At 45.8% G+C, this 16,144-nt stretch carries 13 protein-coding genes; 5 read left to right on the top strand and 8 right to left on the bottom strand.

Annotated elements, in window-relative coordinates; translation table 11 throughout:
* Position 1: 1 nt before the first annotated feature.
* From ACK8P8_RS12285 to ACK8P8_RS12260, 6 genes are all read right to left on the bottom strand, one after another.
* The gene (locus ACK8P8_RS12285) at positions 2-745 is read right to left on the bottom strand and encodes a YjbH domain-containing protein (protein ID WP_176554865.1); all 744 of its coding nucleotides are present in this window, start codon (positions 743-745) and stop codon (positions 2-4) included.
* Positions 746-805: 60 nt separating this feature from the next.
* Positions 806-2,128: a peptidase associated/transthyretin-like domain-containing protein gene (locus ACK8P8_RS12280; protein ID WP_227217238.1), complete on the bottom strand. Its 1,323-nt coding sequence runs from the start codon at positions 2,126-2,128 to the stop codon at positions 806-808.
* Positions 2,129-2,249: 121 nt separating this feature from the next.
* Positions 2,250-3,458, bottom strand: a complete 1,209-nt coding sequence (locus ACK8P8_RS12275; RefSeq protein ID WP_099290008.1) for a hypothetical protein — start codon at positions 3,456-3,458, stop codon at positions 2,250-2,252.
* A gap of 267 nt (positions 3,459-3,725) precedes the next feature.
* Entirely contained in the window at positions 3,726-5,432 is a 1,707-nt protein-coding gene (locus ACK8P8_RS12270) for an acyl-CoA dehydrogenase family protein (protein ID WP_410025954.1), read from the bottom strand.
* A gap of 107 nt (positions 5,433-5,539) precedes the next feature.
* Entirely contained in the window at positions 5,540-6,559 is a 1,020-nt protein-coding gene (locus ACK8P8_RS12265) for an electron transfer flavoprotein subunit alpha/FixB family protein (protein ID WP_410025953.1), read from the bottom strand.
* Between the two features lie 97 nt (positions 6,560-6,656).
* The gene (locus ACK8P8_RS12260) at positions 6,657-7,529 is read right to left on the bottom strand and encodes an electron transfer flavoprotein subunit beta/FixA family protein (RefSeq protein WP_099290005.1); all 873 of its coding nucleotides are present in this window, start codon (positions 7,527-7,529) and stop codon (positions 6,657-6,659) included.
* 558 nt (positions 7,530-8,087) lie between these two features.
* Between ACK8P8_RS12260 and lpdA the strand changes: the two genes are divergently transcribed.
* Together lpdA and ACK8P8_RS12250 are read left to right on the top strand one after the other, a co-directional pair.
* Positions 8,088-9,479 carry a dihydrolipoyl dehydrogenase gene (lpdA, locus tag ACK8P8_RS12255; protein WP_303181367.1) on the top strand — a complete coding sequence of 464 codons (1,392 nt, stop codon included), beginning with the start codon at positions 8,088-8,090 and terminating at the stop codon, positions 9,477-9,479.
* A gap of 101 nt (positions 9,480-9,580) precedes the next feature.
* Positions 9,581-10,960, top strand: coding sequence for a C1 family peptidase (locus ACK8P8_RS12250; RefSeq protein WP_410025951.1), 1,380 nt, complete (start codon positions 9,581-9,583; stop codon positions 10,958-10,960).
* A gap of 34 nt (positions 10,961-10,994) precedes the next feature.
* Here the strand turns inward: ACK8P8_RS12250 and ispF are convergent, their stop codons facing one another.
* Positions 10,995-11,474: a 2-C-methyl-D-erythritol 2,4-cyclodiphosphate synthase gene (gene ispF / locus ACK8P8_RS12245; RefSeq protein WP_410025950.1), complete on the bottom strand. Its 480-nt coding sequence runs from the start codon at positions 11,472-11,474 to the stop codon at positions 10,995-10,997.
* Between the two features lie 139 nt (positions 11,475-11,613).
* On the opposite strand from ispF, the gene ACK8P8_RS12240 reads away from it, so the two are divergent.
* The 3 genes from ACK8P8_RS12240 to ACK8P8_RS12230 all read left to right on the top strand — a co-directional run bounded on the left by ACK8P8_RS12240 (position 11,614) and on the right by ACK8P8_RS12230 (position 15,135).
* Positions 11,614-12,906, top strand: a complete 1,293-nt coding sequence (locus ACK8P8_RS12240) for a UDP-N-acetylmuramoyl-tripeptide--D-alanyl-D-alanine ligase (protein ID WP_410025949.1) — start codon at positions 11,614-11,616, stop codon at positions 12,904-12,906.
* Positions 12,907-12,917: 11 nt separating this feature from the next.
* Positions 12,918-13,652, top strand: coding sequence for a polyprenol monophosphomannose synthase (locus ACK8P8_RS12235; RefSeq protein WP_222621194.1), 735 nt, complete (start codon positions 12,918-12,920; stop codon positions 13,650-13,652).
* 157 nt (positions 13,653-13,809) lie between these two features.
* Positions 13,810-15,135 carry a dihydroorotase gene (locus ACK8P8_RS12230; protein ID WP_410025948.1) on the top strand — a complete coding sequence of 442 codons (1,326 nt, stop codon included), beginning with the start codon at positions 13,810-13,812 and terminating at the stop codon, positions 15,133-15,135.
* Positions 15,136-15,160: 25 nt separating this feature from the next.
* Here ACK8P8_RS12230 and ACK8P8_RS12225 read toward each other — a convergent pair whose 3' ends face one another.
* Positions 15,161-16,135 carry a hypothetical protein gene (locus tag ACK8P8_RS12225; RefSeq protein WP_227217230.1) on the bottom strand — a complete coding sequence of 325 codons (975 nt, stop codon included), beginning with the start codon at positions 16,133-16,135 and terminating at the stop codon, positions 15,161-15,163.
* Positions 16,136-16,144: the final 9 nt, after the last annotated feature.

Genomic DNA, 16,144 nt, shown 5'->3' with positions numbered 1-16,144 from the left:
GTTATTTACCTTTCAAATAAATCTTGTATGCCAGCCCTCCCGAAAAATATTGCCCGTCCTGCAAAACAACTTGCATAAAAAGATGCTTCAAGAGCAGGTAGTTGGCACCTACAAAGAAACTTTTCGAATCATGCTGCACGATCAGATTCAAGTTGGGAGCAAACGAGGGCTTATAACTAATTCCCCCGGAAAACCCATTCAGGCGATTGGACGCCCGTCTGTTGTACTGATACGCTAAATGCAATCCGACCTGTTCTGTTTTCGTGATGTTCACGTGTTTCGTCGCGGCCAAGTAGAACTTGTTGAAATATTGATTATTGGATTCCTCCGTCATAATCCCTCCCCCGTTGCTTTGCGTGTACAGGTCGTTAGACCCGAGAACAATAGCCGGACGATATTTCCTCTCCGTCAGCGCTCGTAAACGAACAGAAAAAGCACGATCCTGATTGACAAACCTCCCTTTCTTTTCTGGGACAAACTTGTCGGTAGCCTTAAACAAGGTACACGTGTAAGCCACTTCGAGGAAAGGCAAGAACGTGATATTCAAGAAATAGTTGTACGTGTTATACGGGAACCCGTTCGGGGTTATCCGGTCGTGCAAAAAATTTCCACCGAGCATCACCGTCTTGTCAGGTTGCATATCGGCAGACGGACTGTTCAACAATCCGGTCGTACCCGACGTTAATTGTGCCGAAAGCATGAAAGTGCTCAAGATAAATATACTCGCGAGTAACACCCTTTTCATATTCAATATCAATGACATTTTGCTTCCGGATTTAACTTAACGTTCGATTCCTTTTCTAAATTAATCTCCTATAACCATACCACCGCCGGCACCACCGTGATACACGTGTCCGCAGCTTCCGTGAGTATGATGTGCTCCACAATAATCCATTTCCACGAAAATAGAAACTTTACCTGCCACCTTCACGTTCACTTTCAACTCGACAGCCGCGTTGTCCGCTTTCTTGTATACTTTGAACGTGAACACGTAGTAATCCATGGATTGTTCTCCTTTGGACAACAAGTGATAATCGTACGGTAACGTGATCGGATCCCTCAATACATAGTTAGCAGCAACCGGCTCACCGATAGATGCTTTAAATTCCGATACGTTTACTTTAGCCATAACGGCATTCTTCACCAGTTCCTCGATTTGTTGTTGATCAGAAGCATTCGTGATATTATTCCATCCGTCACCTAAAGTCAACTCGGCACCCTCGTATTTCTTGTAAGGAATTTCAGTGATCGAAGCAGGTGAAGGATTCGTATTCAAGATTGTCGCGATAGCCGGAAGAGTTTCTGTAACAGCATCCAACGTCATTCCGCTTGCCAAGTATACCATACGGTATTGAGAGAAGTGGGTTAATGATACATTGTACTTATCATTATCATTGTCATAAACAATACCATCAGTCATAACCGTCCAGTCACCGGCATTGTTATTCGCCCTGTATTGTAATTGCGTGTTTGCCAAATAAAAATCAGACAAAGCGTCATACGCTACACTCCAATCCACAGGAGCAAGGAATTTCGTTCCGCCGGGACCGAACTCACCCAACAGGAATTGAGCGGCAGCCTCTTGCGAACCGGTTACCTCAACAGCTTGTTTCACATCATCATTAACACTCATGGTGATCGTCGTGTTCGCTGTAAGAGCCCCGGCAGGAATCGTCAACGTACCGTTTCCGTTTACCACGTTTCCACCGTCTACACCAACTTCTCCGGTACCCGGATTCGAGGTATTCTCGCGATACATCGTCAATTGTACATTCACGGAAATCAATTGTCCGGTAATCTTGTCGCCCGCGCTCGGAACAACCACTTTGTAAGAAATAGGATCGTATCCCGTCTTACTCAATGATAACGTGTAAGTATCAGGACTGCCCACTGTAACAATAAAGTTAGCATCTCCCGACGAAACAACGCCGTTCTTGTCGCTGGTCACGGTAACTCCTTTCAAAGTTTCCAAAACTCCATTCGTGTTGGCTACAATCGTACCTTCGATAATGTACTTGTTGGGAACTTCCTCCGGTACCTGAACCACCGGAATATCATCCTTCGTGTAACAGCTAGCGAAAAGCGTTCCGAAGACAACCATTACCATTAGTATAGCTTTCGCGCTCATACCAAAATGTTTTACTTCTTTTCTCATCATTCTTTCATTTATAAAGGTTTACACTTGTTTAACTTATTATTTCCTGATTTTGTTTACTATTTTACTTGCTTTCTGCTTTTAATTTAAGTTATTAGTTATTCTGTATTTGTGATTTTATGTAATACGGGTTAAAGTTCTCCTCCGCTTTATTCTGTCCCGGATTCGTTTTATAGGACTTCCCGTTAAAGAATAATCCGGCTGCTTTGTATTCCATATTAAAGTATTTAGCCGGGGTTACTCTCACCCGCTTCCTCTTGTACTTCATCGGTGGAATCAATATCGAGAAATGAAATCCGCCATCCAGATTATCATAGTCATTTTTCATAACGTAAAAGCCGATAGAGGCACGCCTGAAATGGCGCGTCATATCTGCCCGCACCCCGATATCCCCGGCAAGAAATTTCTCCACCCGCACCTCGCAAAGCACGTTATATTGCGGGTTATAATAACTTCCCCCGACGTTCCACGTAAAGAGTTTCGTGGGACCATAATGCCAATTCCAATCTATAAAGTAAGAAGAACCCGTCAACCCGACTCCCCCTTTTATCGCGAAATATTGCAACCAGCCCTTTGTAAAAGGACGGAAAAAACTCAAATCCATTCCCCAGCGGTTTTGATTGAAATTCCCCACCGTTGCTTGAAGAAACACGTTTTCCACTCTAAAATTCTGTTGCACGGTAATATAGCCGGGACGCACATCATCGTACAATCCGCCGAACTCGTTGAAAACCGGGATAATAACCTGTCCCGTGATTTTCGTTCCCCGGAACGGAACAATTTCCAACGCCGGGGCGATATTGAACAACACATCGTATATCTTGTGGAACTTCTGGTTACGTAAAGAGAATTGCGGGTAGAATACCAAATCCGCTTTCCAACGGGAATTATTGGCAAGTTTTTTATCGTGAACCTTTTTCCATGAATCCCCCAGTTCATAACTGACATTCCATCCTATCCCGGCAGCTTCTCCCGGACGGAGCAACAATGATACCTGTGGCACCTTGTTTCTCAGAACGACCACCCGCCGTCCTTTTCCCGGGGTCACCGGATATAATTCTATAAGTTTAATGGCTTCTCTTATACCGTCCCCGTTCGCCCGCCACAATGTATTCTCAAACATGATTACCTCTTCCGTCTCCCCTATTTCCCGACTGACATTTTCGTACCCTGCATTCACCAACGCGTTCACCACGTCGTCTGTCCCTTGGGCGTATAAAAAGTCAATCGTACAGAAAAGTATAAAACATACTCCTGACGTTTTATAAAAAACATTATAAATAGACTTTTTTATCCCGTTCATACAATTACAAATTAACGACTCTGCCCTCCCAGAGCCATTTCTGATCATTTCAATACTCTGCAAATCAATGATTTACAATAGCAAAGATAATGTTTTAATCATATTCGTGTAAAAAAAAACACTATTTTTTTTTAGAAAACGAAACAGTTGTAAAAACAATTTTCCAAGAGCAGGCTTTCAAGGGGGGACCCCGGAAGAGTGGAGATAAAAAAGAGATCGCTCCATTCGGAACGATCTCTTCACGTATTTTGTAATTTTAGAAATGCGTTATTTCTTGTACATTCCCAAATCTTTCAATTCGAAATCATTGATAAAAGCCGCGTATCCCGCAACTTTTGCCTGTCCGTATTTCACGAATATCTCGGCTGATTTCGCGAAACGGCCATCCCACTGAGAATCAATCAACAATAAGTAACCGATAATGATATACCCTGCCATTTCCACCAGACGGCGAGCATGGAAGTCCACGTATTCCGTTTCCCCGACAGCGGTAACTTTCGTCACGGCAGCCTCGTAGGCGGCAGTCATGCCTCTTAAAGTTTCACGCACGAACTCCTGCTCCGGGCAAATAGGAGCTTTCTCGTATTCTTCACGGATATGCTTGGCGTACTGTCCTGTTGTTACACCGCGGATAGCAGCCACAACCTGCAATTGAGAAGTTCCCTCGTATATATTCGTGATACGGGCATCACGTACCAGACGCTCGATCGGGTAGTCCTTCATGAATCCTGACCCACCGTGAATCTGTAACGCATCATAAGCTATCTCGTTAGCGTACTCGCTGGAGAATAATTTCAGAAGCGGGGTGAAAACATCCGCCAATTTCTGGTATTTCTTCATCTCCTCGCGCTCCTCTTTATTCAATGTACGCTCGTTGGCAATATGCGTGTAAGCCTTGTACATATCCACGAAACGGCTGGTCTCGTACAATATGGCACGAGCACCGTGCAACTTGGCTTCCATATTGGTCAACATCTCGTACACGGCTGGGAATTCTATGATAGCCTTACCGAACTGACGTCTTTCCCCGGCGTATTTCAAACCTTCACGATAAGCTGCTTCCGCGATACCTACCGATTGAGCTCCCACGCCCAGACGGGCACCGTTCATCAACGACATCACGTACTTGATCAATCCCAGCTTACGCTCACCCACCAACACGGCAGGCGCATCCTTGAATACTAGCTCGCAAGTCGGGGAACCCTTGATACCTAATTTATTTTCAATACGACGAACAGTCATTCCGCCGTCAGCCTTGTCATAAATAAACATGGACAAACCGCGACCGTCATGCGTACCTTCTTCCGAACGTGCCAAAACCAACGAGATTTGAGCATCACCGTTCGTGATAAAGCGTTTCACACCGTTCAAGTACCATTTCTTGGTCTTATCGCAATAAGTCGCTTTCAATTGCACGGATTGCAAATCCGACCCTGCATCCGGCTCGGTCAAGTCCATCGCGTAAGTATCGCCTTTCGCGGCACGAGGCAAAAATTCACGTTTTTGCTCCTCGCTGGCAAACTCGTGAATCGTTTCGGCACAATCCTGCAATCCCCAGATATTGGCGAATCCGCCGTCACCGCGGGAAACCAACTCGGCAGCCATTACATAAGGAACCATCGGGAAGTTCAACCCGTCATACTCACGCGGCAATGACATACCGTACAAACCGGCTTGTGTCAACACGTCGTGATTCTCTTGTGTTCCGCGAGCGTATTTCACGCGACCGTCAATCACTTGCGGTCCCTCGTGGTCAACCTCTTCCGCATTCTCGGCGATCACGTTACCACAAATGTCCCCCACGATCTCCAACACTCTATCATAGTTATCCATCGCATCCTCGAAATCACGGGGAGCGATATCACATTTTCCCGCCTCCTCGAAATTCCGTTCTTTCAACGCGACGATCTTTTTCATCAAAGGATGTCCCAAGTGGAACTTCAAATCCTCGTTATCTGTATAGAAATTTGCCATACCTTTTTCAATTTTAAATTTTAAATTTTAGATTTTAGATTTTAGATTGATGCTCAAAAATCCACGGTTCAGGAATTTAAAATTTACAATCTAAAATTTACAATCGTCTACTTGCTGTTTTTCTTGTAATACTGGATCATTTTCGGAATTACCACGTTCAGGTCACCCGTGATCACGTAATCAGCAAATTTATTAATCGGGGCATCCGCGTCCGTGTTGATCGCTATAACCATGGAAGACTCTTCCATTCCGGCAGTATGCTGTATCTGTCCGGAGATACCGCAAGCGATGTATAATTTAGGACGTACCGTGGTACCCGTCTGTCCGATCTGGCGCTCGTGTTCACAGAACCCGGCATCCACGGCAGCACGCGAAGCACCCACTTCCCCGCCTAACACGGAAGCCAGTTCATGCAACAAAGCAAAATTCTCCTTGGAACCCACGCCGTATCCTCCGGCAACGATAATCGGGGCTCCCTTGATGTTCACCTTGGATTTCTCCATCTGGCGCTCTATCACCTTCACGACCATATCCGTATCGTCCAGATACTCGTCGATGTTCAAATTCTTTATCTCACCTTTATATTGCGGATCGACAATCTCTTTTTTCATTACCCCCTCGCGAACGGTAGCCATCTGCGGGCGGCAATCCGGGTTCACGATAGTAGCCACGATATTTCCCCCGAAAGCAGGTCGAATCTGGTACAACAGATTCTCGTATTTCTTACCGCTCTTGGCATCCGTGTATTCCCCGATTTCAAGGCTCGTGCAATCGGCAGTCAAACCGCTATGTAAAGCAGAAGACACGCGAGGCCCCAAATCACGTCCCACGCTGGTAGCCCCCATCAAAGCAATCTGTGGTTTCTCCGCATCAAACAAACGAACCAACATCTTCGTGTGAGGCAGCGTCGTATAAGGAGCCAAACGGGCATCGTCGCCCACCCAAACTACATCAACCCCGTAAGGAAATACCTGTTTCTCTATACCTTTCAAGTTATGTCCGAGCGCAATAGCCTCAAGCTTCACACCCAATCTTGTTGCAAGGGCACGACCTTTCGTCAGCAACTCAAGGCTCACGTCGGCAACTACCCCCTCTTCTATCTCGCAATATACAAATACACTGTTCATATTATTTTAGATTTTAGATTTTAGATTTTAGATTTCATAGATTCAAACCGCAATCACCCGGGATAGCAATTTAAAATTTACAATTTAAAATCTAAAATCATCCAATTGTATGATTCGTTATCAACTCTTTCATCATGGCATCGATTTCCACATCCGTGCCGGAGAGCACTTTTGCCTCTTTTGCTTGGAACACCACGTTCTCGATGTTTTTCACCTTGGTAGGCGAACCGCTCAAACCGAGATCCGCAGGATTACTCTCCACGTCGTTCACGCTCCACTCCGTCAACTTCAAATAGGGACGTTCGTTCACCAGCGCGAAATAATCCTCGTTGGCATCTTGAGCCTCTTGAGTGCCTTTCGCGTTTTTGTATTTCATCACGAAACGGGCATTTCTCGGGCGACACTCGGCTGCAGAACCGTTCACCGTTACCACGCAGGGAAGCGGGCAAGTTACCACCTCGATACCTCTTTCCAAGCGACGTTTAATCGTGAGCACATTCCCGTCACATTTCTGTATTTCCTCCGCGTAAGTTACCTGCGGCAATCCCAATTTCTCGGCCACCTGCGGACCTACCTGCGCGGTGTCACCGTCAATCGCTTGACGACCACAAATAATCACGTCATATTCCAAGTTACGTAAAGCACAAGATAAGGCATAAGAAGTCGCTAACGTGTCAGAACCGGCAAATGCCCTATCCGACAACAAGTAACCGCCATCCGCACCCCTGTACATCGCCTCTCTGATGATTTCGGCGGCACGCCCCGGTCCCATCGTCAACACGTGAACAGTAGTTCCTTCAATTGTATCTTTTAATCTTAAAGCTTGCTCTAAAGCATTTAAATCCTCCGGATTGAAGATGGCAGGTAAAGCTGCCCTGTTTACAGTTCCGTCTGCCTTCATCGCATCTTTCCCCACGTTTCTTGTATCGGGAACCTGCTTAGCAAGAACAACAATTTTTAGTCCTTTCATATTAATATCCAATTTTATGTTTTAAGCGACATGAAATATTCTCTTCATTCACAACCGACAGTGCAAGGCACACAACACGGAATACTTCATATACCAGTTATTTTCAATACTATATAAAATTTTAGCGTGTAAAGATACTATTTCAACTTAGAAATACAAAATTTTAACTTCAACTCTCGATATCATAACGGGAAAATATTTTCTACCCCGTTCAAAAACAGCTCTCGACACAATCAGTTATTCCACGTGAAAGAATAACGTATATACTATAAATTTCAGTATTAATAATTTTTATACTATTTCAATTTAAATTCTATTCTTATACCTTTATAATAGGCTTTGAATAGGAGTTGAATGGGAATTGAATAGGAGATGATATATATCAACTACAAATAAAATTCATTATTTATACATATTATTTTTATTACATTAACACGAACGCGAGAGAAACCTTTTAAAATCTAAAATCGATTTTGTTTTCTATTCTAAACAAATACCCTAATTTTGTCACCCGATGATTCAGTGTAATAATTATTCACATTATAAATGACAAATAAAATGAAATACGACTTAATCGTGGTAGGTAGTGGTCCCGGGGGATACGTGGCAGCCATCCGTGCTTCACAACTGGGAATGAACGTGGCTGTTATAGAACGTGCGGAACTTGGGGGTATCTGCTTGAACTGGGGCTGTATCCCGACGAAATCATTACTAAAATCGGCTCAAGTGTTGGAGTACGCCGGACACGCCGCCGATTACGGGGTAAAAATTGAGCATGCGGAACCGGATTTCGATGCCATTATCGCCCGCAGCCGGGGAGTAGCCGACAAGATGAGTAAAGGTATCCAATACCTTTTCAAGAAAAACAATATCACAGTGATCGAGGGGCACGGTAAACTGACCGCCGACAAGAAAGTTGAGGTAACCGACGCGGCGGGCGAGAAAACCGTTCACGAGGCACAACATATCGTGCTGGCAACCGGTGCCCGTTCACGCCAATTGCCGAATATCCCGCAGGACGGGAAACGCATCATCGGGTACCGCCAAGCACTGACGCTCGACCACAAACCGGAATCCATGATCGTGGTCGGCTCGGGAGCTATCGGTTCCGAATTGGCATTCTTCTACAACGCCATGGGAACCAAAGTATTGTTGGTTGAATTCATGCCGACAATCCTCCCGGTAGAAGACGAGGAAGTTTCCAAACAAGTGGGACGTTCTTTCAAAAAAGCAGGCATCGACGTGATGGTGAAATCATCCGTGGAAAGCGTGGAAGCCGGAGAAAAACTGTTGAAAGTAAACATCAAAAATAAAAAGGGTGAAATCGAAGTACACGAGGCAGAAATCGTGCTTTCGGCGGTGGGAATCAGCCCGAACGTGGAAAATATCGGTTTGGAAGAGCTGAATATCGAAATGGAAAAAGGTAGGGTGAAGGTCGACGAGTACTACCGCACGAACGTGGAAGGCGTTTACGCTATCGGCGACATCGTGCACGGTCCGGCACTGGCTCACGTGGCATCGGCTGAAGCCATCTGTTGCGTGGAACACATCGCCGGGGTTCACACCGAAACAATTGACTACACGAACATCCCGGGATGCACGTACACCACACCCGAGGTTGCATCCGTGGGACTGAACGAGGCAAAAGCGCGGGAAGCGGGCTATGAACTCAAAATCGGTAAATTCCCCTTCACCGCATCCGGGAAAGCCAGCGCGGCAGGAGCCAATGACGGTTTTATCAAACTGATTTTCAACGCTGCCGACAACACGTTACTAGGTGCCCACATGGTAGGTATGAACGTGACCGAGATGATTGCCGAAATGGTACTTGCACGCAAAATGAAAGCTACCGCCCACGACATCATCAAAACGGTACACCCGCACCCGACCATGAGCGAAGCCGTGATGGAAGCTGCCTGTGCCGCTTACGACGAGGTAATTCACCTTTAAACAATTGAAAATGGAGAATTGAAAATTGGAAATTACACACATGTTCCGATTTTCAACTCTCCGTTTCAAAATCATAAATCTAAAATCGTAAATCTAAAATTATGAAGTTATACACGACATTATTTTCTCTGCTTTTGGCCGGGGGAACGCTATGCGCTCAAACGGTAGGAGAGAAAGAACTGAACGATATCAAAGGGAGTTTCCGGAAGGACGCTGCCACGAAAGCCATTCAGAACGTGCTGACAAATGACAAGGACATCCGTAGCAATGCCCTCAACCGGGAAGTACAAGGCAAAACAGACCATTATTTCAAGTATCGGGTAAAAGTGAACGGCATCACGGACCAGAAAAGTTCCGGACGTTGCTGGATGTTCACGTCCATGAACGTGTTGCGCCCGAGCATCATGGAGAAATACAATCTTACCAATTTTGACTTCTCGCACAATTATCTCTATTTCTGGGATATGTTCGAGAAATCCAATCTTTTCCTCGAGAACATGATTTCCAATGCCGGCAAGCCGATGGACGATCGGGACGTGTACTATATGTTCCAAGCTCCCGTGAACGACGGTGGCGTATGGAATCTTTATTACAATTTGGGCGAAAAATACGGGGTTGTCCCGAAAGAGGTGATGCCGGAAACAGCCCACTCGAACAATACCAACGCCATGGTATCGTTAATCAATGAACGCCTCCGCAAAGGTGGTTACACCATCCGGGAAATGGCGGCACAAGGCAAGAAAGCCAAAGATTTGCGCGTTGAAAAAATATCCGTGCTGAAAGATATTTACCGTATTCTGGCTCTTTGCCTCGGCGAACCGCCTACCACCTTCACGTGGAGATACAAGGATAAAAACGGCGATATCAAGGAATTGGCAAACTACACCCCGCAACAGTTCTACAAGGAAATCACTCCCGCCGATTACAGCCCGGAGAACTATATCATGATTATGAACGACCCCACCCGGGAATATTACAAAATATACGATATCCAGAACTATCGCAACACGATAGAGGGTATCAACTGGGTGTACCTGAACCTGCCGAACGAGGACATCAAGCAAGCTGCAATTGCTTCAATCAAAGGGAACGAGGCAATGTACACTTCCAGCGACGTGGGTAAATTCTTCAACCGGGAAACCGGGATTCTCGACCCGGAGATGTACGACTACAACTCTTTAATGGGCGTAGACTTCTCCATGGATAAAAAAGCACGTATTCTCACCCGCCAAAGCGGTTCCGCTCACGCCATGGTGCTCATGGCAGTGGATGTTGACGAGAACGGGAACCCCACGAAATGGGAATTCGAGAATAGCTGGGGACCGCAAGCGGGACATAACGGCTATCTCACGTTCACGGACAAATGGTTTGACGAATACATCTTCCGCGTGGTAATTCATAAAAAATACTTGGGAGAAAAAGCCTTGAAGGCATTGAACCAGAAACCAATCCTGTTACCCATGTGGGACTACATGAACTAAAATAAAAAAAGGAAAGCCGCTCGGCTTTCCTTTTTTATAACTTGATAAGCAGCACGGTAGCATAGGCTGAAACCCCTTCTTCCCTACCCTCGAAACCGAGTTGTTCCGTGGTCGTAGCCTTTATCGTGAGATCATCGACATCAATTCCTATAATCTCTGCCAGACATTCCCTCATCTCCAGTGTCCGCATCTTAATTTTCGGGCGTTGCAGGCAGATGACACAATCGATATTCCCGACAGAAAAACATTTCCGTTCAAGCATTTCGACCACTTTCTTCAACAATATCTTGCTGTCGATTCCCTTGTACGCGGGAGCTGTATCCGGGAAATACGTCCCGATATCATCCAACCCGGCAGCTCCCAGAAGTGCATCACATATAGCGTGTATCAACACATCCCCGTCCGAATGTGCCACGCAACCTTTATCATGTTGCAACTTGATTCCCCCGAGCCAAAAATCCAACCCCGGTTCCAACCGGTGGACATCAATCCCCAACCCTGTCTTGATTTTCATTATTTCTAAGATTAAATTATCCCGCGATATTAATAAAAAATCACCCAATCACAGAATCGTAAATCTAAAATCATAAATCTAAAATTGATCGGTTCATTTATTTTTATAAATTTGTAATTCCTATCGAATAAAACGAAAGATGGAAGAATTAGAATCTATATACAAGGCCTTCCGGGAAGGCAGTCGGGTTACCACCGACTCCCGGGAAATAAAAGAAAGGGATATATTTATTGCCTTAAAAGGGGAAAATCATAACGGTAACACATTCGCGGAGAAAGCTATAGCACAAGGAGCAAGGTACGTCGTCATTGATGAAGCCGAGTACAACATCTCGCCCCGGTGCGTACTCATTCCCGATACATTACGCTTTCTGCAACAACTGGCGAATCATCACCGCAGACAGTTAAACATCCCCATTTTAGGCATCACCGGGACAAACGGCAAGACAACCACGAAAGAATTATGCCATGCCGTACTCTCGAAAAAGTACAAAACCGTTGCCACCAAAGGTAATTTGAATAACCATATCGGGGTTCCGCTCACCTTGCTCAGCATGGATACAGACACGGAATTCGGCATCGTGGAAATGGGTGCCAACCACCCCGGTGAAATCAAAGACCTGTGCGAAATCGCAGAACCGGATTACGGGATTATAACCAACATCGGTTACGCACATTTGGAAGGTTTCGGCAGTTACGAGAATATCATCGAAACAAAAAGTGCCCTGTACAAATCCGTCAAGGCGAAACAAGGTATTCTTTTCGTGAATGGGGAAGATGAACTGCTTTGCCGCCTGTCCGAGGGTGCGAAACGATATACTTACGGCGCGGACGGAGATTTAGTCAAGGGCGAGATAGCGCAAACCGCACCCTATCTGGTGTACACGATAAAAACCCGCCAAGGGCATCTTTATATACGTACCAAACTGATCGGGGGCTACAACTTCGACAATGCCATGGCAGCCTCTGCCGCGGGAATATTTTTCGAGGTAGACCCGCTGCAAATACAGGCAGCGATAGAAGCCTACACGCCCTCGAATCTACGCTCCCAATTACTGAAAACCGAACAGAATACCATCATTCTGGACGCATACAACGCTAATCTCAGCAGTATGCGGGCGGCTATTTCCAACTTCGCGGAAATGAAAGCGGACAACAAACTCATCATTATCGGCGAAATGCGGGAACTTGGGGACATATCACACGAAGCGCACCGGGAAATCATGGATATGATCGCGAATCACAATTTCCCGCGAGTATTTGTCGTGGGGCATAATTTTGAATCTATCATAAATAACTATACATTTACAACCTATTTTCCCGACACGGATACTCTGATTGAACATTTAAAAACGCATGAAGTGGTAAATTCTTTCATTTTGGTGAAAGGCTCCCGGGGGAACAAGTTGGAACGGATTATTGACTATTTATAAAATATATCGTTATGAACGACAGAGTTGTCATCATACCTACCTATAACGAGAAAGAGAATATCGAAAACATTCTCCGACACGTTTTCACGCTTACCCCGGCATTTGATGCCCTTGTTATCGAGGATAATTCTCCCGATGGAACGGCACAAATCGTCAAACGCCTGCAAACCGAGTTCCCGCAACTCCACATGATCGAGCGAAAGGGGAAATTGGGATTAGGCACCGCTTACATCGCCGGATTCAAATGGGCTCTGGAACACGGGTACAACTACATTTTCGAGATGGACGCGGACTTTTCGCATAACCCGGACGATCTGGTGAAACTTTACAACGCTTGTGCTTCGGGAGAGGGCGACATGGCTATCGGCTCCCGCTACGTCACCGGCGTCAACGTTGTGAACTGGCCTATGGGACGGGTACTGATGTCTTACTTTGCTTCCAAGTACGTGCGAATGATCACGGGCATGAAAGTACATGACGCCACAGCCGGATTCGTGTGCTACACGAGAAAGGTTCTGGAAGAAATCAACTTGGACAAAATCCGATTCAAAGGATACGCATTCCAGATCGAAATGAAATTCACGACATGGATACTCGGGTTCAAACTGAAAGAAGTCCCGATTATCTTCACCGACCGCACCCTAGGCACGTCCAAAATGAGCGGTGGTATATTCAACGAAGCATTCTGGGGTGTCATCACCATGAAACTCAGAAGCATCGGGAAACGTAAAAAGAGAATAAATTAATTCTGTGATTGCCGACGGATTAATTTACGATTTATGAATTACGATTTACGATTTTAGAAGCATCGGTTAACGGAAAATCATAAATCAAGAAATTAACAGAAATCTAAATCTCAGAATTATTCAATCGTAAATCAAAAATCGTAAATCATAAATTAATATGCTTATTCACGGTGGAACAATCATAAACGAAGGGAGAACATTTAAAGGTGATATTCTTATTCAAAACGACAGGATCGAGAAAATCATTGAAGGCGGAATCACTGAAATCCCCAAGGGTGTAAAAGTCATTGACGCGACGGGAAAATTTATTATACCCGGCGTGATTGACGACCAAGTACATTTTCGCGAACCGGGTTTAACCCACAAGGGGGATATAGGGGAAGGAAGCCGTGCCGCGGCAGCAGGTGGGGTCACTTCGTTCATGGATATGCCCAACGTGAAGCCGCCCACCGTCACGAACGAATTGTTGCGGGAAAAACAACAAATCGCCCGGGAGAACGCTGTCGTGAATTATTCATTCTACCTTGGGGCAACCGTGGATAACATTGACGAGATCAGAAATGTCGATCCCCACACGACCTGCGGGGTAAAAGTATTCATGGGTTCATCCACGGGTAACATGCTCGTCGATAGCCCGGAAGCACTGGAACGCATATTTGCCGAATCTCCCGTTTTAATTGCCACGCACTGCGAGGATACTCCCACGATTAACCGGAATCTGGCACTTCTTCAAGAAATGCTCGGCGACAACATCCCCACGTATTGCCACCCCGTGATCCGCAGCCGGGAAGCATGCTACAAGAGTTCCTCTCTAGCCGCAGCATTGGCTCGCGAGCATAACAGCCGCCTGCACATACTCCACTTAAGCACGGAAGAGGAAGTGGCTCTGCTAGACGAAGGCCCCAGAAAAGAAAAGCGTATCACCGGGGAAGTTTGTGTCCACCATTTATGGTTCAACAGCAAGGCATACATCACGAAAGGCTCCCTCGTGAAATGGAATCCGGCAATCAAGGCAGAGAGTGACAGGAAGGCATTGTTGCAAGGGCTGAATGAACACCGTCTGGACGTCGTTGCCACCGACCACGCCCCCCACTTGCCGGAAGAGAAAGCCGGTGTTTATATCAAATCGGCAAGCGGCGGCCCCATGGTACAACATTCGCTGGTGGTCATGCTGGAACTCATGGAACGGGGTGAAATCACGCTTGAAAACGTCGTTGACAAAATGTGCCATGCCCCCGCTGATATCTTTCATGTCGAGGAAAGAGGCTACTTGCGGGAAGGCTACAAGGCGGATATCGCCATCTTTGAAAAACACCCGTGGACGGTCAGGAAAAGAAATTTACGATACAAATGCGGTTGGTCGCCATTGGAAGGAATGACATTTACTTATAAAGTGGCAACAACAATCGTGAATGGACAAATCGTGTACAACAACGGTAAAATCAACGAGAAGGTACGCGGAGAGATGTTGACATTCTACTAGAGTACGACATTTGTACCCTGATATTCTACCAAATAGTCCAAACACACGCCGCCAACAAGAGGAGAAACAACACGTTTCCCAACCATCGGGTGCGGTGTGAGATAAAATATTGTGAAAACAAGTAGGACAAGGGTATCGCGAGTATCAGCATGATGCCATGGCAATTGAATGGAATAAAAAACAAGGAACTACCCGCGAACAATAGCATCGAGAGCATTGAAAATATGCCTCTCCGTTGCGCAACAATAGCGGTCGCAGAGTTCACGATCACGTTGTACAACGACACGATAATCAGTACCCCGAAAACGATATAGGCAGCCAGTTTCTCCGGCATCAACCTCCAGAAGCCTTCCCCCGCTAACAACGTTTCCGAGAACACTGCCGGGAGTTCGAATAATTGATCTGTCCAGAAATAGTAGGCGGCGGTAAAAAACAGAGTGGTAAAAAAGCCGATAAACAAGGCTACCAAGTCCTTGACATTCGCCCGACCGGAGAAAGGCAATACCACGATAGCCCAAAGCAACAACGACACTAACTTGGGACAAAGCAAGACTGCCAAACAAGTAAACAAACCGAACCCGAACACGGGAGCATTGGAGTTCGAGTGCACGATAGCCGACTGCAAACGGGATATCGCCACAATCATGCAAAATGCTGCCAGCAGGTAATTATTCACGCCATAATGACAAATAATTCCCGCCGACATCAAAGCATAGAGCAACGCGGGCAACACGGTAATACGGGATAAAAATTTGTACCGGTCCGCGATAAAGAAGATCAGAAAAGACAAGCACAACAACACGAACATCCCTGCCGCCTTTAACCAAAGAAGATGCTGGTTTTCGTTTAAAAAAGGAAATGAGATTAAACCATTCTCGCGGCAAATGATTCCCCCGTCTCCATCCAGCGTGAAACGTAAAAATGCTATTGCTACCAGAATAAACGGCAACAAATATAACAAATACAAATTTTTCGACTTCAGTACCGAGTTGAATCCCATTTTCTTCGC

It is taken from the genome of Butyricimonas muris (genome assembly GCF_046365375.1).
In the GTDB taxonomy this organism is placed as follows: Bacteria; Bacteroidota; Bacteroidia; order Bacteroidales; family Marinifilaceae; genus Butyricimonas; species Butyricimonas muris.
The sequence above is the reverse complement of the archived record's forward strand: the minus strand, read 5'-3'. Positions and strand labels throughout refer to the sequence as shown.

Excerpts from the sequence above, each read along its gene's own strand:
- ACK8P8_RS12235 (WP_222621194.1), top strand. The coding sequence starts at position 12,918 with ATGAACGACAGAGTTGTCATCATACCTACCTATAACGAGAAAGAGAAT.
- ACK8P8_RS12270 (WP_410025954.1), bottom strand. The coding sequence starts at position 5,432 with ATGGCAAATTTCTATACAGATAACGAGGATTTGAAGTTCCACTTGGGA.
- ACK8P8_RS12285 (WP_176554865.1), bottom strand. The coding sequence starts at position 745 with ATGAAAAGGGTGTTACTCGCGAGTATATTTATCTTGAGCACTTTCATG.
- lpdA (WP_303181367.1), top strand. The coding sequence starts at position 8,088 with ATGAAATACGACTTAATCGTGGTAGGTAGTGGTCCCGGGGGATACGTG.
- ACK8P8_RS12265 (WP_410025953.1), bottom strand. The coding sequence starts at position 6,559 with ATGAACAGTGTATTTGTATATTGCGAGATAGAAGAGGGGGTAGTTGCC.
- ispF (WP_410025950.1), bottom strand. The coding sequence starts at position 11,474 with ATGAAAATCAAGACAGGGTTGGGGATTGATGTCCACCGGTTGGAACCG.
- ACK8P8_RS12250 (WP_410025951.1), top strand. The coding sequence starts at position 9,581 with ATGAAGTTATACACGACATTATTTTCTCTGCTTTTGGCCGGGGGAACG.
- ACK8P8_RS12240 (WP_410025949.1), top strand. The coding sequence starts at position 11,614 with ATGGAAGAATTAGAATCTATATACAAGGCCTTCCGGGAAGGCAGTCGG.
- ACK8P8_RS12280 (WP_227217238.1), bottom strand. The coding sequence starts at position 2,128 with ATGAGCGCGAAAGCTATACTAATGGTAATGGTTGTCTTCGGAACGCTT.
- ACK8P8_RS12260 (WP_099290005.1), bottom strand. The coding sequence starts at position 7,529 with ATGAAAGGACTAAAAATTGTTGTTCTTGCTAAGCAGGTTCCCGATACA.
- ACK8P8_RS12230 (WP_410025948.1), top strand. The coding sequence starts at position 13,810 with ATGCTTATTCACGGTGGAACAATCATAAACGAAGGGAGAACATTTAAA.
- ACK8P8_RS12225 (WP_227217230.1), bottom strand. The coding sequence starts at position 16,135 with ATGGGATTCAACTCGGTACTGAAGTCGAAAAATTTGTATTTGTTATAT.
- ACK8P8_RS12275 (WP_099290008.1), bottom strand. The coding sequence starts at position 3,458 with ATGAACGGGATAAAAAAGTCTATTTATAATGTTTTTTATAAAACGTCA.